10 protein-coding genes and 1 pseudogene are annotated in these 21,294 nt (G+C 63.7%); 8 read left to right on the plus strand and 3 right to left on the minus strand.

Annotation, left to right across the window (positions count from 1 at the left end):
- Positions 1–759 precede the first annotated feature (759 nt).
- From dpdE to dpdD, 8 genes are all read left to right on the plus strand, one after another.
- A complete protein-coding gene (dpdE, locus tag AOK11_RS22535; RefSeq protein ID WP_276204839.1) occupies positions 760–4,053 on the plus strand; it encodes a protein DpdE in 3,294 nt (1,097 codons plus the stop codon).
- Positions 4,054–4,070: 17 nt separating this feature from the next.
- Positions 4,071–6,647 carry a protein DpdF gene (dpdF, locus tag AOK11_RS22540; RefSeq protein WP_206188898.1) on the plus strand — a complete coding sequence of 859 codons (2,577 nt, stop codon included), beginning with the start codon at positions 4,071–4,073 and terminating at the stop codon, positions 6,645–6,647.
- Positions 6,647–7,513 (plus strand): protein DpdG, encoded by an 867-nt coding sequence (gene dpdG / locus AOK11_RS22545; protein WP_055595548.1) that lies wholly within the window; start codon positions 6,647–6,649, stop codon positions 7,511–7,513. The genes dpdF and dpdG overlap by 1 nt, the downstream gene beginning before the upstream one ends.
- Positions 7,506–10,577, plus strand: a complete 3,072-nt coding sequence (dpdH, locus tag AOK11_RS22550; RefSeq protein ID WP_055595549.1) for a protein DpdH — start codon at positions 7,506–7,508, stop codon at positions 10,575–10,577. The genes dpdG and dpdH overlap by 8 nt, the downstream gene beginning before the upstream one ends.
- Positions 10,574–11,257: a hypothetical protein gene (locus AOK11_RS22555; RefSeq protein WP_055595550.1), complete on the plus strand. Its 684-nt coding sequence runs from the start codon at positions 10,574–10,576 to the stop codon at positions 11,255–11,257. The genes dpdH and AOK11_RS22555 overlap by 4 nt, the downstream gene beginning before the upstream one ends.
- Positions 11,258–11,362: 105 nt before the next feature.
- The gene (gene dpdJ / locus AOK11_RS22560; protein WP_240497447.1) at positions 11,363–15,742 is read left to right on the plus strand and encodes a protein DpdJ; all 4,380 of its coding nucleotides are present in this window, start codon (positions 11,363–11,365) and stop codon (positions 15,740–15,742) included.
- Positions 15,739–16,266 carry a phospholipase D-like domain-containing protein DpdK gene (gene dpdK, locus AOK11_RS22565; protein WP_055595552.1) on the plus strand — a complete coding sequence of 176 codons (528 nt, stop codon included), beginning with the start codon at positions 15,739–15,741 and terminating at the stop codon, positions 16,264–16,266. Before dpdJ ends, dpdK begins: the two co-directional genes overlap by 4 nt.
- Positions 16,267–16,306: 40 nt before the next feature.
- Positions 16,307–18,295, plus strand: a complete 1,989-nt coding sequence (dpdD, locus tag AOK11_RS22570) for a protein DpdD (RefSeq protein WP_157869429.1) — start codon at positions 16,307–16,309, stop codon at positions 18,293–18,295.
- Positions 18,296–18,603: 308 nt separating this feature from the next.
- Here the strand turns inward: dpdD and AOK11_RS22575 are convergent.
- The 3 genes and pseudogenes from AOK11_RS22575 to dbpB form a co-directional block, all read right to left on the minus strand.
- Positions 18,604–19,488: pseudogene (locus tag AOK11_RS22575) on the minus strand (IS30 family transposase); the annotation flags it as partial.
- A complete protein-coding gene (locus AOK11_RS46815) occupies positions 19,419–19,637 on the minus strand; it encodes a helix-turn-helix domain-containing protein (RefSeq protein WP_206188899.1) in 219 nt (72 codons plus the stop codon). The gene AOK11_RS46815 and the pseudogene AOK11_RS22575, both read right to left, overlap by 70 nt.
- 521 nt (positions 19,638–20,158) lie before the next feature.
- Positions 20,159–21,262: a DGQHR domain-containing protein DpdB gene (gene dbpB, locus AOK11_RS22580; RefSeq protein ID WP_055595554.1), complete on the minus strand. Its 1,104-nt coding sequence runs from the start codon at positions 21,260–21,262 to the stop codon at positions 20,159–20,161.
- Positions 21,263–21,294 lie beyond the last annotated feature (32 nt).

The raw sequence follows: 21,294 nt of genomic DNA on the forward strand, positions 1-21,294 counted from the left end.
TTCCCGACTCAGGACACTAGAGGCAGCGGTGCCGAGACACTGGCACGCCATGGCGCTGGATGCAGAGGCTGGACAGGGTCAGCTTCCGAGCTCGGCAACGCAGGAGGAGTGCTTTGCCCCGCGGTGCTGGGCGCTGGGAAAGACGCTTTCTACCATTCGGCAGGGAGCCGTGTCGCCGGTCCGGTAGCCGCACTGTTCATGCTCGCGCGGGTGGTGATGCCGACAGCGGTCGCTGCCCAGGCGCCGTTCGAAGGGGCAGCGCAGACCGAAGGAGTTGGTTAGCCAGCGGTAGTCGTCGAGTTCTTCATGGGCGTTGACCCCGGATCCTGGACACCAGAGACACTTGGATCTTGATGGTCTGGGTGGTCAGGAGTCCCGTACAGAGGATGAAATGCCCCTGGGCCCAGAGTGAGCGCAGTCGGGGGTGCTCGCGTGGAGTAGGGGTGAACTGCCCCACCCGGCCGGCGCAGGGGGTAGTGCCCTCTTCGGCGTCTGACCTGCGGAAACGATGACAAGGTGGCTTGTCTCCCCTATCATCCGTTGCACGCTACATATGTGGGGTGCCACCGCATCCGGTCGCCGCAAGCGGCACATCCTCAAAGGTCCAACAACCCACAGAAATTTTGATCAAAATAGTGAAGGATATGCAGCTATGGCACCGGGGCGCTGCGCCCTGGGGAGGGGCGACCTGCACAACAGGTGGGGGACAAGATCGTGAAGCAGAGTCACGTGAGCGGCGTAAGACAACTCGGTACCTTTGTGCGGATATCGGGGGGTCCGGGGATCGGTAAAGTCGGGGAGGTAGAGGGGGGGCGCGTCCGCGTTGACCACTTCGAGTCGCCGGCCGCGACGATCGCACAGTCGCAGTGGGTAGCGGACCACCTGGTGCACCGGGTCCTCCTGGAGCGCGAGGAGCGCATCTGGTGGAAGAGTCCGGACGGGCTATGGAACGCGGGTCGAGTCATACAGGCAGAGCCCGCCCAGCGTTCCTACATCGTTAGGTTCCCCAATGTGGACTACGACCTACCTGTTCGCGAGGAACATCTCTACGTTCGGTGGGATCGCCCCGTGCTGGACCCCACTGCGGATCTGACCGTCCGCGGTGGCAGTACGACGCCGTACCGGGACGCGAGACTCCCAGTCCTTAAGAACCTCGTCCGGCAGCGTGGCGCCTGCGCCGACATGAGCACGTTCCTCTCGTCGACGGCGGAGATCTTCCCGCACCAGGTGAATGCCGCGCTCACGGTCCTCTCCGACCCGGTACAGCGGTACCTGTTGGCTGATGAGGTTGGCCTGGGGAAGACGATCGAGGCCGGGTACGTCGTTCGCCAGATCCTCATCGACAGTCCCGGTGCGTGCGTGGTGGTCGTCTCGCCTGCCGCTCTTCGCCGACAGTGGCTGTCCGAACTCAAAGCCAAGTTCCACATCGGGGACTTCCCTGATGCGACGATCGTCGTCACCAGCCACGAGACGCCCGAGAAGTGGGCTGGATATAGGCATGCCGACCTCGTCGTTGTGGACGAGGCCCACGCACTTGTGCAGGCAGGTCCGGACGAGACGCCTTACAAGGAGTTGTGCGAGCTCGCGCACTCGGCCGAGCGACTGCTGCTGCTGTCCGCCACCCCCGTGATGTCGGGCTACCTGACGAACCTCGCTCTGCTTCACCTGCTCGACCCAGAGCTCTACTCGTGGGAGCGGCGCCAGGACTTCGAGGACCGCTACCGCATGCGCGAGGAGTTGGCCAACTCGGTCTACTCCCTGGACCCGGAGTACACGTATGTCATCCGGGACAGCATCAACGAAATTCGAGCACAGGTTCCCTCGAGTGACGTCCGTCTGGCTCAGCTCGCGGACAAGGTCCTCGACATGCTCGACGAGGAAGACGAGCTGAACAACCCTGATCAGCAGGATGAGTTCGCCCGTCGGGTCACCGAGCTGCGCGCTCACATCAGTGAGACGTACCGGATCCACCGCCGAATAATTCGCAACCGGCGTGAGGCGGTGCTGCAAGAAGGCAGTGGCCCGGACGCCGAGGCACTCCCCTATGAGGTGCGCGGCCGCCAGCGTCCCGAGGCCCTCTACTCGCCCTCAACGGTCGTAGAGGCCGGGGGTGAATTCGTAATGCACTGGTGGAACTCGGTGCGAGAGCACCTGGAGAACGAGGGGCTGAGCGATCAGCTCTCGCAGTACGCCATGCCCTTGGCAGTTCTCACGTCGCGGGCACTCGCGCTTCCGTATGACACCATCGATGCGCTGCGGTGGCGGGTGACGGCCAACGCCGATGTTGCCGAACGTGCGGGGCTCTCACCGAGAGAGCAGGAACTGCTCGCTGGTGTGCCGGTGGTTGCCTGCGAGCAGACCGTGCTGGCCGAGGCCGAGAGGGACTGGCCTGCGGGGGGCGAGCCGAGCGAGGAGAACCTGAAGCACATCATCCGGGCGTTTCTTCCTGTAATGCGGAGGGCAAAGCGCACCGTTGTTTTCTGTGGACCCGGCCGGCTGGCTGGCGCGCTCGCAGGTCGGTTGCGCCTCGACTTCCCGAAGGTAGTGATCACCGAGCACACTCGTGCCCTGGGCGCGGCCCAGGCTGCAGCTGAAGTCTCTCGTTGGGCAGACCAAACGCCCGGGCAGGCGGTACTCCTCGTCGACGACACAGCCGAAGACGGCCTGAACCTGCAGGCAGCCGACTGTGTCGTCCATCTGAGGCTTCCCTGGTCGCCCAACCAACTGGAACAGCGTCTGGGCCGCGTTGACCGCTATCCGGGGCCGGCTCTGCCTGGAACAATTGGTCCCGCGCTTCAGTTCCGACTGGCCGAGGAGAACGGCCCAGACGGCTCTTTCACGGAGGCATGGGCCGCTCTTCTCGGGGATGGTTACAGGGTTTTCGACCGTTCTGTTTCCACCCTGCAGGACGCCATAGCCCAGTCGGTCACCAGCGTATGGACCGGTGCAGTTGAGGACGGGCCGGAAGGGCTTGTGGCGCAGCGGGAGGTCGTGAGTGCCCGGCTCGGCAAGGAACGCGACGAGATCCGCAAGATGGACCTCCTGGAGTCCATCCACGTTTCGACACAGCGCCTGCGCAGCGTTCCGGCCGCGCTGACGGAAGTCGAGCTTGATTGGTCCGAGACGGAAAAGGCACTCCTCGCCTACACGGACGGCACCGGAGGGGGTATCAAGCTCCCTTCCCTCGATCGTTCCATCCGGGGATCCCCGGCTTGGCGCTTTCTGATCAACGACGGCTCGACCCGTCCGCTTCTTGCTCCCCGTCACTGGAAGCGGATCAAGGATCGAATCCCGAACGATGAGATCGCTCACGCGATGTTCAACCGGTCGCGCGCACTCCGCAGTCGCGACGCACGGCTGTTCCGCGTTGGCAATCCTCTGGTGGACATGTTGTCCGATGCCGTCCTCAGCGACAGTCTCGGGCAGAGTGCCGCCTTCAGGCGGATCGACCACGGGATGCCGCCGGGGCAGGAGCCGCAACCGTACTTCGGTTTCGATTTCCTCATCGAGGCGGACACCTCTGCCGCTCTGAAGCACGTCAAAGAAAGTGCGGACGCCGGAAGGGCCCTACGCCGCCAGGCGGATCGGATCTTCCCTCCTGTCATCAGGCGCGTTTGGATCGAGTCGGGCACGAACCGGCCCGTGACGAAGGACGCCCAGTTGGCCTTTCTGAATCGTCCGTACGACAAGAGCAAGGGTGACCGTAACTACAACAGCCAGCGTGCCTCGGAGTTGTTCGAGGTGTTCGGAGGCCAGGAACTCGCGGCCAAGTACGTTCGTGACGCACAGCAAGCGGCGCTGAGGTTTCTGCACGAGCACACGGATCTCGCGGAAGTCTGTCAGGACGCCCAGCACAAGGCGCTGGAGGTTTCCGCGGTTCTGCACTCGCAGGCCCAGGCCCGGCAAGCGGCCGGCCGGCTTCTTCGCGACACCGAAAGCCTGGTCACCGACGCGCAGGTGCTGACTTCTCTCGCCGATGGGCTGTCGCAGCCCGTTGTCCGGATCGTGGCGGCTGCTTGCCTGGTGCGCCGCGGATTGGAACTGGCCTACTGATGTCTGAAGACGCATGGGTGAGCGCTCAGCACCTTCTCAACGAGTGGCCCGAGGTGAAGCCGGACGTACTGGCCAAGGGCGTTCTTCGCCGTTTGGGAGATGCTCTGGCCGGGCTGCAGAACGGCGCTAGCGGCTGGCTGGACATTGTCTCGCTGACTCGGCAACTTCTGTTGCACCACCAGGCGCTGGGGCGGACGGGCCATTTGTCCGTGCCGTTGCGAGAGGGCCTGCCCACCATTGATCAGTGGCGACAGGGTGGTTGCGACGTGGTGGTCGACGGGAGCCGCGTGCTTCTCCGAGGTCAGGAATGGGCTCCGGTTGAGGGTGACGGACCGGCGCAAGAAGCAGGGCTTGCGCAGGTCCGTGAAGCAGTCCTGGGCAAGGACTCCGTCCTGCGCCGTGTCCTGGAAGCCGCGCCGGCCGACCCGTTCTGGAAGGACGTCCTCGGCTACGACCACTACCTTTCCAAGGGACAGCGCCAAGCGGCACGCTCGGTAGTCCTGATGCCGCCGGGTGAGACACTTCTGATCTGCCTACCCACCGGCCACGGCAAGACGCCGGTGGCACTGGCCGGTGCCATGCTGGCCGGCCGGAGCAGTGGCGTGTCATTGATGGTCGTGCCCACCGTGGTCCTGGCCATCGACATGGAGCGACGTGTCCGTGAGTTGCTGAACAGGCGTGATCCTGGCGCTTTGCACAAGCGGTACGCGTATTTCGGGGAGTTGGACCAGGCCGACAAGGAGCAGATGCGATCGGACATTTCAGCGGGGCGGCAGGCACTAGTAATCGCTTCTCCGGAAGCTGTGGTCGCCGGGCTCAGTAAAGCCCTTCGCGATGCTGCCCAGGACGGGCACCTGAACTACGTCATCCTGGACGAGGCGCACCTCGTCGAACAGTGGGGCAACGAGTTCCGCTCGGATTTCCAGAGCCTCGCTGCCCCACACCGGGCTTGGCGAGAGATCGCTCCCAAGGGGCGTGCGCCCAGGACAGTCGCGATGAGTGCAACGCTCACCGAGCAGCAGGTGACGACGCTGCGGGACCTGTTCGGTTCCGGTGAACGTACCGAAGTGGTTTGGTCCTCCGAACTGCGCAGCGAGCCTGCTTACTTCTTGGATGCCTTCGACTCGGAAGAGGAGCGGTTCAAAGCAGTGCTCCGGGCTGTTGTGCGCCTCCCGAAACCGATGGTGCTGTACACGACCCAGAAGAAGCACGCCACTGAGTGGGCCGAGGCTCTGCACGCTGCGGGGATGCAGCGAGTCGCCGTCGTTCACGGCGACGTCAACGACGCTGGGCGTCGTCGCGCGCTCGAGGGCTGGTCGGGCCGCACGAGCCATGGTGCTGTTGCGACCGAGTACGACGTCGTCGTCGGCACCTCCGCCTTCGGGTTGGGTGTCGACCTCGACGATGTACGCAGCGTCGTGCACGCCTGTGTGCCCGAGACCGTGGACCGCTATTACCAGGAGGTCGGACGTGGCGGCCGCGACGGCAGTCCCTCGATTGCCTACCTGGCTTCGGCACCTGGCGACCAAGCCACAGCCCAGTCGCTGAACGAGCAGAAGATCCTCATGGCAGACACTGCCTGGGGACGTTGGCGGGCGATGTTCTCCAAAGGGCAGCACCTCCACGGAAACCGGTACTTGCTCGACTTGACTGTACGGCCACCGCGGATGCCCGTTGGATACGCCACGCACAAGGACTGGAACGCTCGCCTACTCAACCTGATGGATCGCATGGGGATGATCAGGGCCTTCCCTCCCACGCCTCCGGTTCGTGAGTCCGCCGAAGATCCCTCGGACTGGAAGGAGCGGATGACAGCGTTCTACGAAACTGCCCGAGACCGGATCGAGATCGAATTGGTGAAGGGGCAGACCAACGATGCGGAGTACTTCCGCGTCGCCTACGACCGTATCCGCTCGGGCATCAAGGGTGCCCAGCGGAACTCTCTGCGCAGGATGTTGACCGTCCTGCATCAGGAGCGGTGCATTGCGGACACCCTGGCCGAGTACTACTCGGTCACGGGAGCCAGTGGTGGGCGTCATTACACCATGGCAGCCTGCCGCGGATGTCCCTTCTGCCGACGTCAGGGACTTCCGCCTGAAGGGGTGGCGTCCCACTACCGTAAGCCGATCTCGCCAGACCCGGCCGCTGTTGAATGGCCCCCGTCCGACAGCCCTCTGGCCCACCTGCACCCGCAGACCTCGCACTTCAGCATCTATTGGCAGGACCCTGCGGAACGCAAGGAACACTTGCTCCCCGTGCTTGTGAAACTGGCACGGTCGGGTGTATCCCACTTCGCTGGCCCGGGTGTTGGCAAGGAAGTGGCCCAGCAGATACAGGAACAGACACCAGGTCACCCGGTGCTCGTCGATCATGACGGCAGCCTTGTGGGCAGTGGCACCGCAGCCACCCTCGTATGGGTTGCTGATGACGCGATGTCGCCCCTCGAAGAAGAACTCCGGTATCGGCTTGAGGACGGGGAGCCTCTATACCTCCTGCTTCCCCGGCAAATCGAGGACCCGACCAGGCCGGGGGTGCCCTTCGTGACTACTCACCCGTCGTTGAACATCCAGCAAGTGAGAAGCGAGTTCAGGTAATGGCATTGCTCAACACGCCCGTGCCGTATCCCGGCGAGATCTGGGTCGTCGCACGCTTCCTGGCCTCGCAATCCGGGCCCGTAGCGTACGACATGCTACGTACCTTCCTCGAGCCGCACAGTCGCGACTCGAGGAAGCTCACCACTGCCCATTACGCGCTCTCCACGCTGCGGTCACTGGGGCTTGCCGAGGAAAGCGGCGACGGTCAGGACTGGATTTTGACGGGGGACCTGGCAGGCCTGCGTTCGGACGACTATGCCGCCTTCCAACGAGCACTGCGGTCCGCCGTGCTGGGCCTTCGTGGGCACCAGCCGGCCGAGACCGCCGATGACCTACGGCGGGCTCTGGTGTGGAGCCTGACCCGGGATCCGTTCTCGGAATCCTTCCATTGGACCATCGTGGACAGTCGGCACCAGAAGGACGCACCGGATGGTGCGTTGGTCTTTGTGAACGGCTCACGATGGTCACCGTTCACGGCGTGGGCGGCATCTCTTGGCTTGGGCGCCCCGGCTCCGCACATCGCCCAACGCTATATTCCGGACTGCACTCGCGCCGTTCAACAGGTACTGGAAGAGCACCTGCCGGCAGGCGCTCCTGCGGATGCTCTGGTTGTCCTGCGCCTGCTGCGTGAACACCTTCCTGTCCTTCCTGGTGGAGACATCTCGGAAAGTTTGGGCTATGAACTGCCGGACGACCGGTCTGTCGGCACGGCACTCTCTTTCGCCCTGACGAGAGGCGAGCACGAGAAGTGGCTCGTCATGAGCAGCGATTCGGACGCCAAGCAACCGATCAAGTTGCAGGACCCCGAGCGCCTTTCCATGCGCCTTTGTTCCTCCATCACGCGGCAGGAGCCCGTCAATGTTTGACTTCAAGCGATACGTCTGCTGGGACGTGGAAAACGTGATCTCCACGATCCAGACGGAGGCGGTCGTCGCCTCGCCTGCCGTCTTTCTCTCCACGCACACTCCATTGAGCATCCAGCGTTCCCGGATTAATGGCCGGTCGTTCAACAGCACGGGTGAGAGTGTCACGGAGGAGGACGTCCTCGACGATTTCCTGAACCGACGGACGAACACCAGAATGCTGCTCCTGCCGGTGGTCGGTGAGTCAGGATCCGGCAAGTCCCATCTGGTCCGCTGGGTCAGGGAGAACATCCAGCCCTCCGAAGACCGAAAGATCATCTACCTAGAAAAGTCCAAGACGAGTCTGCGACATGTAATCGACTCCCTCCTCGACGGTATCGAGGACGAAGAGATCGAGCAGATCCGCAAGGACATCCGGCATGTCACCGGGACCTTCACCGCAGCCTCACTGGCGCGCCGTCTCATCACGCAGTTGAGCGTCGCCCTGGCGGACCTCGGTAGGGACTCGGTCTCCGGGAAGAAGCGTCAACTCGTCGGACCGCGAGGCATCTCGCTGCTTCTGCAAGATCCGCTTCTGCAGGAGCAGATGCTTGAGCCCGGCAAGTTCATTCCCCAATTCGCCCAGCACTTCTTGAGCGATCGGGAGTCCGGTGAGGAGCGTCGTCCCCGCTTCTCTTTGGAAGACCTCCCCTTGAGCCCGGATGCCATCGCCGGCGACATGGCAGCCCCTACTCGGCAGATCTTCGGCTTCCTCATGTCCAGGCCTGAACTGCAACTGCTGGCCGTAGAGTTGCTCAACGAGCACTGGGACAAGGCCGTTCAAGAACTGTCGACGCTTGGAGGCGGTCGCCTCCTTGGAGCGATGCAGAAGGTGCGCGAGATCTACGCCCGCCAGGGTAAGGAGATCATCCTTCTGGTGGAGGACTTCGCACTGATCCAAGGTGTGCAGGGTGACCTGCTCGACGCGATCACCGAGACGTCGGAGCGGGAAGGGCAGACGGTCCTCGCGCCCATGCGGACCCTCATGGCAATCACGAGTGGTTATTTCCACGACCTTCCGGAAACTGCGGCCACCAGGATCGGCGCTTCCACCGGCGGATTCGTCTACAACCTGGACATCGTCCTGGGAGAAGGCAAGACCGGCACAGAGGACATCGCGTCGTTCGTCGCGAGGTACCTCAACGCCGCCCGAGTTGGGCGTGGCGCACTGGAGAGCGCGGGCAGCGGTGCAGTTCCGAACAAGTGTAACGAGTGCCCCGTAAAGAACCTTTGCCATGACTCTTTCGGTGCTTCTGCCGAGGGGTTCGGTCTTTATCCATTCAATCGTCCGGCTCTAACTCGTGTCATTCACAGCCTGGCCCTGGAGGAGAACCCCTACGCCTTCGTACCGCGCGACGTTCTCGGCAGCGGAGTCATCCCGATCCTGACCGACGCGTACGGCGCGATCAGGAAGGGCGAGTTCCCAAGCGCCTTCTTCCAGGAAAACTACAAGACCGTCAGAGGCGTAGACCAGGCGTTGCCCAACAGCGTCAGCGACGATATCGAGACGCACGACCCCCTGAACGCTAAGCGCCGGCGGACGGCATTGGAGTTTTGGGCCGACGCTCCGACTCAGTTGGTAAATCTACAGCAGGGCATCAGCGAAGCTTTTTCCCTACCTGGCCTGACTATTGACGACCTGCACGACAAACCAGTTCCCCCGGTGAACTCCGGTCACACGATCCCGCAAAAAGATCGGAGTACTCCTCCACAGCCGCCACAAAAAGAGCTGCCCGCTCTGCAGCGAAAGATTCAGGTGGTGGAGAACTGGGCCGCCACAGGTTCTCGCCTCACCACGGACGAGGCAAAAATCATTCGCACCATCATTTCAAAATCGGTCATTTACAGGGAGGACTGGCTAACACCTCCGGTCAAGCCGGTGGGCCTCACCGACACCGAAAAGTCTGGCTGGTATTCGAAGAACGTCAAATCAAACCAGGTCTCAATCGAAGATGCGAGCTCAGAGGCGATGAGTGCGGGGGCGCCAATCGTCCTCAAGCGCAACCCTGCGACTGGCGAATTCTTTAAGAGTCTCCTCCGACTGTCCGCGGACGTGGTAGATGGGGTGCGCGGGAAAGACATCGTTCGCCTCTCTAGCATCGCGGACGAGTCCAGGCCCGCTATGCGAGAGCGCGTTGTGCGGAACCTGGAACGCACCGATAGGGACTTGGTCGCTGCGTTGCGTGTTTCTTTGCTCGGCGCTGCACTGGCCGGACGTGTCGTTCCCGGCATGCCGATCGACGCCTTGTACGCAGCAGCATTCGACGTAGGGAACGAGTGGGTACGGCCGGACGTGTCATCGCGCACTGAGGCGTGGATGAACCGACTCGATGCACACATGCAGCATCGCAGCAGTCTCGTGGACACGTTGCTGAGTTCCCTGGGAATTGGGCAGGGTGCCACGGGAACGGTCCACGTCGTTGACGCTGCCCGTGCCCTCCCTCTCGTGAAGGAGGCAGCGGCGGAGTGGGACTTGTCGGCCGTGGAGCTTCCGCAATGGGTCAAGGGCGCCGGCCAACCCCTGCGTTCAGGGTGGGAAACCGTAGTACGTGGCCAACTGCAAGAGTTGACCACGCTCGTCAACGAGATCCGAGAGCGCTTCCCCAGGTCGAGCGGCCCCGGTGACCGCCTCGTCCAGCAGGTGTCCACCGCCCTGCAGATGGCAAAGGCAGAGGGCATCACGGGACCCCAGGGGCCCGAGTTGGAGATTCGGGCTGCGGCTGTCGCGGAAGCCGACTGGAACACGCTAGCCGTGCTGGAAAAAGAACTGTCTCGAGTCACCGACACCCCCCAGGGCCCGTCGGCCGAAAGCCTCCTGGCTGTGGTGGCCCCAATACGGTCACCACATCTCCGAGAGATGCGCGACTACCTCAAGACTGCCAACTCCTTGCTGGACACGGCCCTGGCTGCGGCGCGGATGCAGACCCAGAACGCGGTCAGCGACGCCGCGGACCAGTTGGCAGGTCTGCTCGGGGAATGGAAGCAGGCCGTAGACAACGCCAGTACGCACGCGGAGGCAGGCAAGTGAGCAGCGTTACGGTTCTGGAGAAGGCTCAGGAGCTGCAGAACACGGCCCGCAGCATCTCTGAAAGCCAAAAGGAGCGGGACGACCAGGAGCGGGTGCTCCGGCGTATCGATGAGGTGCGTACAGCGTTGCAGGCCGCGATGGTCCAACAGCAGACCGCGGTTCTGCTGCGCGAACGTACCGGCCAGGCTCTGGACGTGTCCGGATTCGAGGCTGCACAGTCCAAGCTCGAATCGAAGTCGCGGGGTGGCCTGCCCGGCGACCGGGCTTTCGTCGATGCCAAGCGCGCCTTGGAGGCATTCACCAACGAGCTGAGTGCTTCACTCAGGCAGCTCTGGAAAGCATGGGCCACCGCACGGATCCAAGAGGTGTCTCCCGCTCGGTTCGTCACGCTTAGCCCCGATGAGCGGCTGGAGGCGACTGAGCTCTACGAGTCGATGAAAGTCAAGGCAAGTCGCCCCAAGGCCGACAGTGCCGGCATCCTCACGTTCTGCAGCGATCGTGACACGCTGCTGAGGCTCCTTGAGAACGCGCCGAACGATGCTCCGGAAGAGCTCCTCGAGCTCATCAACCGGCTCGACGCAGGCGGGGTCACTCTTCGAGAGCTCACCGACGCGGACATCGCGCTGCTGCGAGACTACGACCAGGACTGCTGGTTTACCGTCACTCGGAAGGCGGACTGACAACCTGTGGCATCAACGAAACTGCGCCGCACCGTTATGGGCAGGGCGCTTACTGCCCTGGAGGACCGGGAGTTGCCTCTCCTCTCCTGGGGCGTCACAGACGGCATGCTCTCCGAAGAAGAGGTGGCAGACGCTCTCTGGTCGGTCATCGAGAAAGACGAGGACACGGCATCACTGTTCTCTGACGCCGACCAGTTGAAGAAGGTGCTACTTAGCCAGCAGCTTCTATTCTACGTCCCCTTCGGTGTCGCCGGGCGATACCGGACAAGGTTCGCAGAGGGGGTTCGACTGACTGCCTCCCTGCGGCAGATCTTCGGCCCTTGGCCTGGTACTCAACTGCAGTCTGACTGGTGGGAGAGAGGTAAGCCCCTGGTCGCCGACTACCGCTTGCACGTCTCCGAGCGCCGCTATCCGACGCGTGACATCTCGGCTGCCGAGGCGATCTCCGAGATGGAGGTAACATCGGGGTGGACTGAGAATCACTCAAAGGTCGCCGGCGTGCTGATCGGTTCGTACTCGCTCTCGCGTTTCCAGGTCGACGCCACCAAGGCAGTCACCAACTCCTTGGCCCATGGGGATTCGCGTGGCGTTGTTGTCGGTGCCGGCACCGGCAGCGGAAAGACCCTCGCTTTCTACCTTCCAGCATTCGCCGCGATGGCTAATCACAGGCGCACGAGGGTGCATACCCTCGCGCTCTATCCGCGCATCGAACTACTGCGCGACCAGTTGCGCGATGCGATCAAGAACGCACTCGAACTCCGGGGGCGGGGCCTGCCCAGTCCGCGAATTGGCGTGCTCTACGGGCGTACACCGCCCAGTGTCGACGACGTCACCCAGGGAACCTATGAATGGGCAGTACAGGGAGGGGCCCGCGTCTGTCCCTATCTGACCTGTCCAACCGGGGATGGCGGCGCCATGCTCTGGTCAGAAGGGGACAGAGCCCGAGGCTCCGAGGCACTGCGGTGCTTGGTGTGCAATCAAGAGATACCTGACGGTGTCATGGCTCTTACCCGAGAGTCGATCAACAGGGTTCCGCCCAAGCTGCTCTTCACCACGACGGAGATGCTCAACCGCAACAGCACTGGGTCAAAGTTGAGCAGGACCCTCGGCTGGACGGGGGACGGTCCCCGCGTCGTCCTGCTCGACGAGGTGCACACGTACTCCAATACCACGGGTGCCCAAACAGCCCTGCTGCTCCGGCGCTGGCGTCACGCACGCCGTGGTCCGGTCACCTTCGTCGGGCTCAGCGCCACCCTGCGTCAGGCCGACCGCTTCATGGCGGAACTTGTCGGGCTGCCTGCGGAAAGCGTCACCCTTATCGAGCCGCACAGCGGGGACATGGAGGCGGAAGGCCGCGAGTATCACCTCGCACTGCGCGGCGACCCCTTGTCGGGTACGAGCCTGCTGTCCACGACAATCCAAACGGCGATGCTCCACGGGCGCCTGCTCGACAGGAATCGGCCTGTAGGGACGACCCTTCACGGCACCAAGGCATTCCTCTTCACAGACGACCTAGACGTCACCAACCGCCTGTATGACGACCTGCGAGACGCAGAGGGAGGGCAGTACGGGAAGAACCGCAGAAAGCAGGGTTCCGCAGTCCTGGCGGCCCTGCGTTCCATGGACCTTCCTGCGGAAGAAGAGCGTTACCTCGTGGGGCAGTCCTGGAACCTTCCGGAGCAGATCGGACACAACCTCAGTCCCGACCTGAACCAGCGACCTCTGAGGATCGGCCGGACCTCCTCCCAGGATGCGGGCGTCGATGCGGACGCCGATCTTGTCGTCGCGACGGCCTCTCTCGAGGTCGGCTTCAACGATCCCGACGTCGGGCTGGTCGTCCAGCACAAGGCGCCTCGAGACCCGGCTTCCTTCCTGCAGCGCCGGGGCCGGGCCGGACGGGAGAGGGGCACGCGCCCGCTGACGATCGTTGCTCTTTCCGATTTCGGGCGGGACCGGCTGGCCTACCAGGGGTATGAGTCCCTCTTCGCTCCCGAGGTAACGCCTCGCACCTTGCCTGTGCACAACCGTCACATCATCAAGGTCCAAGGCGCTCAAGCGTTCGTCGATTGGCTCGGCAGCCGACTCCGTAACCGGCGCCTGTGGGTCAGCGCCCGAACGTTGCTGGCGGGTAACACCCAACCAGACTATGTGGGACCGCAGTTGCCTGAGGCTCGGCAAGCGATCACCAAGGATCTGGAGAAGCTCCTCGACGGGGACGACACCCTCCTGCACTTTCTGGCTAGCCATCTGCGAGGCGCACTGGGCCTCAGCGCCGACGAAGTGCAGGCACTGCTGTGGGAGCAGCCTCGGTCTCTCTTGTTGGCAGTCGCCCCCACGCTCTTGCGGCGTCTCTACGCTGGCGCATCGCCCATACACAAGGATCCTGGCACGGACCGGTGGGCCTTTCTGCCCGAGTTCGTCACGACCTCGCTCTTCGCTCCACTGAATCTTCCGGAAGTGAGCTTTGCGCTCCCCTTCTCCACTTCCGACGACGATGAGGACAAACTGCCTGTAGGCCGCGCACTGCGTGAAGCGGTGCCTGGCCGCGTCAGCCGCCGGTTCGGGTACCGCGATGATCGCCACCGCACGTGGCTGGAGGTTCCCACCGAGGTCCGTGACACCGTGATCGATCTGAGTAACATTCTCGACGCGGCGGAGCAGCAGGGCCGTTGGGATACCGGCCGCGCGGATGTGGAGAGCGTCGAGGTCACTCGCCCGCGACGGATCAAGCTTGCTCAGCCGGACAAGGAGATCGCGACCTCCTCTCAGGGCGTTCCCTTGTGGGCAACTCAGTTCGTGAACAACCCTGCGGGGCCGCCGGTTGCCGCGGACGTGCCCAAGGTTCCCGAGTGGCGGGATCGGGTGCTCTCCGTCGGGTTCGCCACTCACGCTTCAGGTAACCCTACCGAGGTGCGTCGGATGACCTACGGTGCAGTGGCCGAAGTGATAAAGGGTAAGCCGGGGAAGCGACACAAGGTGGCGGTCAGCTACGTCCACGAGGGAAAGAGAGCAGCCATGGGCTTCTTCTCATCCGTCGACGCTGTCCGGATTCAGGTCAAACCGCTGGATCCGTCTCGGCCTGGCGTAGTGGAGCATTTGAACTCTCCCGAGTGGCGTTCGAAGGCGTTCACGAACAGCGTCATGGAGGACAAGCGAATCGCTGAGGTGACCAGTTCGTTCCAGCGTGGGTGGTTGTCCTTGGTGTATCTCTCCGCGTTCGCGCTCGAGGGACTTGAGGGCAACAAGCCCGAGGCGATTCACGCGGAGCTGTCACAGGGCGCCTGGCGGGGCAGCATCACGAAGGTCATTCCGCTGCTGTACAGGCAGGATCCGTCTGCCTCACCTACGGGCACCGGCAGTCCTGCCGACCGCGTCATCGGCGATCTGCAGGCACTCAGCCAAGACCCCAATGTCATCACCGTGCTCGACGACGCTGGTTCGCTGCTGTTCGGTCAGAAGCTCCATGACCGCACGGCTGCCCTCGCCCGTCGCGCCTATCTGGACACCTTGGCCGCTGCGATCCTGGAGGCAGTGACACGAGCCTGTCCCGACGCCCGGGACCAGGACTTGACGCTCGACGTGGTGCCGGGTGCTGGCTCTGTAACAGATCAGATCTGGATCAGCGAGACGTCCGAGGGTGGGCTCGGCGTGGTGGAGAAGTTGGCGGAGACTTACGGGCGTGATCCTGCCCGCTTCTGGAGCCTGGTGAGCACGGCTCTTCGTCCCAACAGCTTCGAGCAGACCGATGCGCGGCTTACGAGTCTGCTCCGTCATGTGGTGGAGGCCGAACCGAACGGTGAGCTGGCTCAGGCGATGAGCGAGATGCGCGGTGCGGTTTCGGCTCAGAACAGTCAGGATGCGCTGAACCGCATAAGGTCCGCCTGGACCGACCTGGACGGTGCGCCTCGGCATGGTGATGTTGCGTCCCTCGCGATGCGCCTGCTTCGGCGCGGCTCCGACAGCTTGACCGATGCGACTGCCCTTGCCCTCGTGAAGGCTTGGGATCAGTTGGAAGTCGCAACCCGGATTGAGGTCGACTCAAGGGTCATCGCCTACGCCGTTGGCGCGGGCAAGGTGCAGTTGCCTCGCAAGATCAGCCCAGACCAGGCCTTCAGCATGCTCTGGCCTCGAGGTGACCAGGCACGGAACTACCATCTGGACTCCTACCAGCCATACCGTGCGGTGGACAACCCGCAGATCTTGGATCGGCTTCTGGCAGCCGCGGTGCACACGGAAGCGTGGCCGCGCCTCGATGCCACATCGTCGGATTGGCAGAGCAGTTATGCCCAGTTGCTCTCCTCGCATCCTGCAGTCGAAGTGGTCGCTCCTCTGGATCGGCCCGATCTGCTCCGCGATGTAATGCTGACTATCCCTGTTCTGCGCGTGGACCGTGGGGACCTGAAGCTGTTCGGCGAGGTGACACAGGTACATAGGGACAGCCGCGAGGCCGTCGTCAAGGCCGTCATCAAGGAGTCTGAGCAGTGACTGTCCTTCGTCGCACACTCCGCACGAATGCGCGCAGCGCCCTGCGTGCGGACTCGCTGATTCGAACGGCGCTGTTGGCTCAACTGTCGGCGCCGGGCGGCGAGGTCTGGCTGGTGTCTGCATGGGTCAGCGATGTGGACCTGGTCGACAACGCTGACGGCTCCTTCGACTACCTCTTGGGCGAAGACCCTCCGCTGCAGTGCCGACTGTCCGACCTGTTGCTGATGCTGGCAAAGAGCGGCACCGCCGTTCGCGTGGTGACACAGGACGTTCCTGCAAACGCGATCTTCCTGGAGCGTCTGGCTCTGGGCCGTGTCGGGCGTACGGATCTAGAGGTGTTCCTGGACCAAGACATTCACGAGAAGAGCCTGGTCGGCCCGGGCTGGATGTTCGACGGCTCCATGAACTTCACGCGCAACGGCCTTGCCCGGAACAAGGAGCAGATCAGCTATACGTTGGACGAACCAGCTGCGGCACAGGCAGTAGTGGACTACCAGCATGAATGGACGGCACGTGGCGTCTAAGGCAGAAGTAGCGGAACAGAGCGCCGGTACACAGGAGTTCGTGGACCACTTCCTTCATCCAGACCGCAACGACGCTGGTAAGTACCCCCGCGGCATCACGCTGCTGAGGAATGCGGCCGTCAACCACCGTAGATCGCCCATGGTGCTGCCCTGGCTGAATGAGCAGACCCAGCGCATGGCGTACTACGTGATTCCTCGCCAGCGTGAGCAACTCACCTCTGTTCGCGACCTTCTGGTGGCATTTGTCGGACCCTCTCTTGCGAAGTACGGCTACGACGTGCCTGTTGCGCTCGACAGGCCGAATGAGGCTCCGATCCTCGAACGCTATGGAACGGGAAGCACGTTCGTCGTCCAGGCGACCACCGACACGGAAGAGAGGAAGCGCCTGAGGACTGCGCTGGAACGCATGGTGAAAGTGGTGGAGCGGAGCCCCGAGCGGGCCTGGTCTGCACCCAAGCCCTTGGGGCGTCTTCTGGCAGACTTCGAAGCGGCCCTCCTCAGCGGTGCACCACAGGCTGCAGAGACGCTCCTTCAGCAGATCGATCGCCAAGGCGGTCTCTCGCCGGCCAACGTCAAACACTTGGAGATCAGGCTTCTGGCCGCACAGGGAAGGGCGAACAAGGTCCTGGCACTGCGAGGGCTCCGAGAAGTGCTGCTTCAGGACCCGCCTGTTCCGGTGAAGGACATGGTGCTGTCGGCTCTCTTCACGGCCTACATCGAACCTGCGCTTGCTGAAGGGGAACTGGCTGGTGCCGTAGACGCACTGAAGGCGCCCGACAGCCATTTCTCGTTGCTGGCAGACGGAGACCTACTGGCACTCAGCGAGCAGGCAGTCAGCGTGCTGCTCGTTGGTATGCACGGACGAGGTGATGGGGAGGAACTCTCCCGCAGCATCGCTCTGCTCGATACCGAAGGCCGTGGGGACCACGTGCCTGACGCACTCGCGTCCTACCGTCGCCGGGCCGTTCCAGCGGGCACCGTGGAAACGAAATCCGCTGAGCCGGACTTTGCAACTACAGCGGAGCCCGAGCCCGAAGACGTGTCAACCAAGACATCACTCAACACGTGGGCAGAAATAGTCAAGGCTGTCGCCCAGGGCGACAAGGCCGCCTTCGCGCTTTGCCGCAGGATGGACGTCCGCCGAGGCGACACCCCGGTACAACTGGATGCGGTGTCCGACGGGGAAATTGCAGACGTATTTGCCGACCTCACCGACACCGAGTATGAAGTCGTATGGCAGTACGCGCTCGGGCCGTTCCTGCAGGAACTCACTCGCTCAGACCTCACCTTCCGACAGACGCTGACCACGATCATGCGGAGCATTGTCAACCAGCGCTGCGACCCAGCGAACCTCGCAGTCCTGGACCTTCTCCTGGAACTGTTCCTACGCTCCGCCCCAAAGGCTGCGGAGTACGAAGAGTTCCTGGAACAGTTGAGTGTGCGATTCGACGAATGGGTCGCGCCCGAGACCGCCGGGCAGGCCCTCGACTTTGTCGACCGCCTGGTGGCATGGGCCGCACCAGCACCCGCAGCCCGCGTGCAGACAGCCCAACTCCTATTCGGTCCGTTGCATGTCCATATGCGACGTCTCGATGAGGCGTACCTGTCCACGGCACGGTCGATCAGCAATGAGCTTGGGCTCGGGCTGGAATGGCCTGAGCGGGCTCCCTCGGAGAACGATGAGACCGAGCCGGTTGTCGGAGCCGCGCAGATCCTGGTCTACGGTCTGGACGAGGGCGTGCTGCAGCGTGTCCAAGACCGAATCACCCGGCAGTTCCCCCTTGTTAAGGTGGTGCTCTCAACAGAAAAGGTCGCGTCGAAGCATCTGAAGGAGACAGCCCGAAACTCGGATTTCAGTGTGGTAATCACGCAGTGCGCCGCTCATGCGGCCACCAACTGCATCGGTCAGTACGCCAAGGAGATCGTCTACCCCCGAGGAGCCGGCTCGGCCTCCGTGACTCACGCGGCCATCACCGCCTTGTATGAGCATGCCGCCAAGCAGCAGGAACTATCTCCCCAACTGCGGTGATACACCTTGTGCCGCGACCGACGGTCCCGGCACAAGCCTGCCCGGCCTCGGCTCAGACAGTCCGGACAACGGTGGTGGCGGTGGCGCCCGGCCAGGTCCGAATCTGGTAGAGCGGCTGGATGCCATTCCCGATGCCCGCGCACCATCCAGTCCGACGCCGAGCAGGGCTCCGGCCGCACCGACGAGGGAAGCCCCTGGCTCAAGGCCCGCTCTCGGCGACGCAGCCATAGCTGCCTCCCGCACCAACACCTTCCTCGGCGCTCGCTATCGCAGAATCAAGCGCCGTGTGGTCACAAGAAAGGGCGGTGTCAATTCGTTGAAGCAACATCTTCGGTCAGGGCTCGCTGGAAGGCTTCCTGTGGGGTGAGGTAGCCGAGGCAGCGGCGGGGCTGGTTGTTGATCTCCTCGGCGATGGCTGTGAGGTAGGGCTGGTGGTCGGTGATCTCGGTGCCCTTGGGGAGGTAGCGGCGGACGATGCCGTTCGTGTTCTCGTTGGTCGGCCGCTGCCAGGGGCTGTGCGGGTCGGCGAAGTACACGTCCAGGCCGGTGGCCAGGGTGAGCGCCGCGTGACGGCCCATCTCCGTTCCCTGGTCCCAGGTCAGCGACTTGCGGACCAACTCGGGCATTCCCAGGACCTGTTCGGTGAGCACGGTCGACAGGCTGTCGGCGTTCCTGCCCGCGGGCAGAGCGAGGATGACGCAGAAGCGGGTCGAGCGGTCGACGAGGGTCGCCGCGGCGGAGGCGCCGTTCTTCCCGATGATGAGGTCGCCCTCCCAGTGGCCGGGGACCTGTCGGCCGAGGGCTTCGGCGGGACGGTCGTGGATCGAGCGCATGCCGGTGATCCGGGCGCCCTTGGAGGCATCGGGCCTGCTGCGGGGGCCGCGGGCGGTGCGGCGGCTGGGCAGCATCACGCCCAGGCGGGCGAGCTCGCCCTTGGGCAGCGCGTAGATCCACGTGTAGACGGCCTCGTGCGAGATCGTTTCCCCGCCGGCCGGGAGTGAGCCTTCCATGAGGGCCACACTCGCGTCTGCGGACTCGAGTTTCAAACGCCCCGCGATCTGGTTCGGTGTCCGCCCGTACCGCAGGTCCGCCAGAACGCGCTCCCGCAGAACCAAGTCGGTGTTCAGCACCTGCCGTTGAGGGCGCCGACGTCGCTGTGCGGCCCGACGGTCCGCGGTCGAGGCCCGGTAACCGCGCCGCGAACTGTTCGGCGTATCTCCCGGCTGACCACCGACGGGTCCCGGCCGATCCGCCGCGCAATCTCCCGCACCCCTTCGTCCCGGGCGCGGCCGACCGCGATCTCCTCACGCTCCTTGAGCGTCAACGGTCTCCGCACTGCCACGAGCAACCCTTCTCACCTGCACTGTTACTTCGAGGCTATGACACCGCCAAGCTCTGGTCGCCGTCGCCCGCTTCTGGTCATCATCTGGCGCCTAATCAACGGCCCTGGCAGTGAGTACGGCGAACTCGTTCCAGATCAAGACCAGCACCTGATCGATCCAGCCACGGCGAACCCGCGACCTGGTCCGCTATCTGACTGCCCTCGGGCGCCACATCACCCTCACCCCTGCACCCTGAGCACCAGCTCTGTCGTCCACCCCCGCCAAACGACTATCCACCGCCCGGGCGGTTCCGTATGCCTCCAAGATCCTGAAACTTCCATTCAGGATCGAGTCATGGCACGACCTTACCGCTACCCGCTTGAGCTCCGCCGTCGCGCGGTTCCCATGGTCGCCGAGGTACGCGACGACTACCCGAACGAGACGGCCGCCTTACAGGCGGTGACCGAAGACGGCCGCAAACGCGGGAAGTGGATCTGCTGTTCACCGTGCCCGAGAGGGCGCGGTGAACACGGCCAGCCGGTCAGCCCCGCACGGCGCGTACCAGCAGGTCGGTGAGCAGGCGGATGTCGTTGGGGGTGTTCTGCAGGCCGTTCCAGCGGCGCTGCTCGCCGTCGGAGAAGCGCCACATGCCCGAGGTCCAGGCGGTGATGGGCATCAGGCCGAGGACGGCATTGCGGACGGTGTCGCAGTCGACGTCTTCGGCTGCCATGCCGTCGGTGAGGGTGTCCATGACGAAGCCCATGGCCTGGATGCCGACGCCGTGGGTGAGGCGGGACTGGCGGGGCGGGAGTTTCCAGGCGTCGCTGAAGGTGTCCTTGACGATGGTCCAGTAGGAGCGCAGGTGCTCGAGCATGCGCTCGACGTCGCCGGAGCCGTCTTCGGGGTTGCGGTACTGGTAGAGGGCCCCTTCGAAGAGGCTGTGCTCCAGCATGCGCAGCAGGCTGGTGTCCTTGATGTTGCCGTGCGGCGAGGTGGGAGAGGCGATGCGGCCGTAAAAGGGGCCCTGGCCGTCGGTGTTGAGACGGGTCATCAGCTGCGCCGGCAGGCGTTTGCGGGCGTAGGCGGGCGGGAGGTGGCCGCTGGTTTCCGGCAGCAGTTCGTGGATGAGACCTTTGGGTAGCGGCTTGGTGGAGTTGACCAGGATGAACTGGGAGCGCTGGTCTTCGCTGTTGTCGGCGATGAAACCGACAGCGGCGACGGGGAACTCGGCCAGGTCCGCGTCACGGATGGCGGCGCTGCGCTGCTGGCCGTCCACGATCAGGGCGGGCTTTTCCTCATCCGGAAGGGATTCGTCGACGGAGATGACCAGTTCGCCGGGGACGGAGTAGTCGACGCCGGCGCTTCGGCGGGCTGCGGTCTCGAACCTAACGGAGTCGTCGAAGGCCAGGACCAGGGCGTTGGGGAGCATGGCGTTGTCGGACTCAAGGTAGCGGCGGATGCCGCGGATGTGGCTGAGGACCTCGGGCCGCTGGTAGCCCTGCAGGACGCTGTCGTCGTCGCGCCGGACGCGGGAGACGGCGGCGAAGCTGTGAATCTTTTTTCCGTCGACAGCGAAGCAGTAGATTTTTCTGTCGCCCTGGCGCACTTCAAGTGCAGGGAGCCTGAGTTCGTAGCGGTCGGCCATCGCATCTCCTGACATGGTCCAAAAAAAAGCAG

The organism is Streptomyces hirsutus (genome assembly GCF_001418415.1).
GTDB lineage: Bacteria > Actinomycetota > Actinomycetes > Streptomycetales > Streptomycetaceae > Streptomyces > Streptomyces hirsutus.

What these genes read in the sequence shown, in the direction of transcription:
- dpdG (WP_055595548.1), top strand. Translation starts at nt 6,647, where the DNA reads ATGGCATTGCTCAACACGCCCGTGCCGTATCCCGGCGAGATCTGGGTC.
- dpdH (WP_055595549.1), top strand. Translation starts at nt 7,506, where the DNA reads ATGTTTGACTTCAAGCGATACGTCTGCTGGGACGTGGAAAACGTGATC.
- dpdJ (WP_240497447.1), top strand. Translation starts at nt 11,363, where the DNA reads ATGCTCTCCGAAGAAGAGGTGGCAGACGCTCTCTGGTCGGTCATCGAG.
- dbpB (WP_055595554.1), bottom strand. Translation starts at nt 21,262, where the DNA reads ATGGCCGACCGCTACGAACTCAGGCTCCCTGCACTTGAAGTGCGCCAG.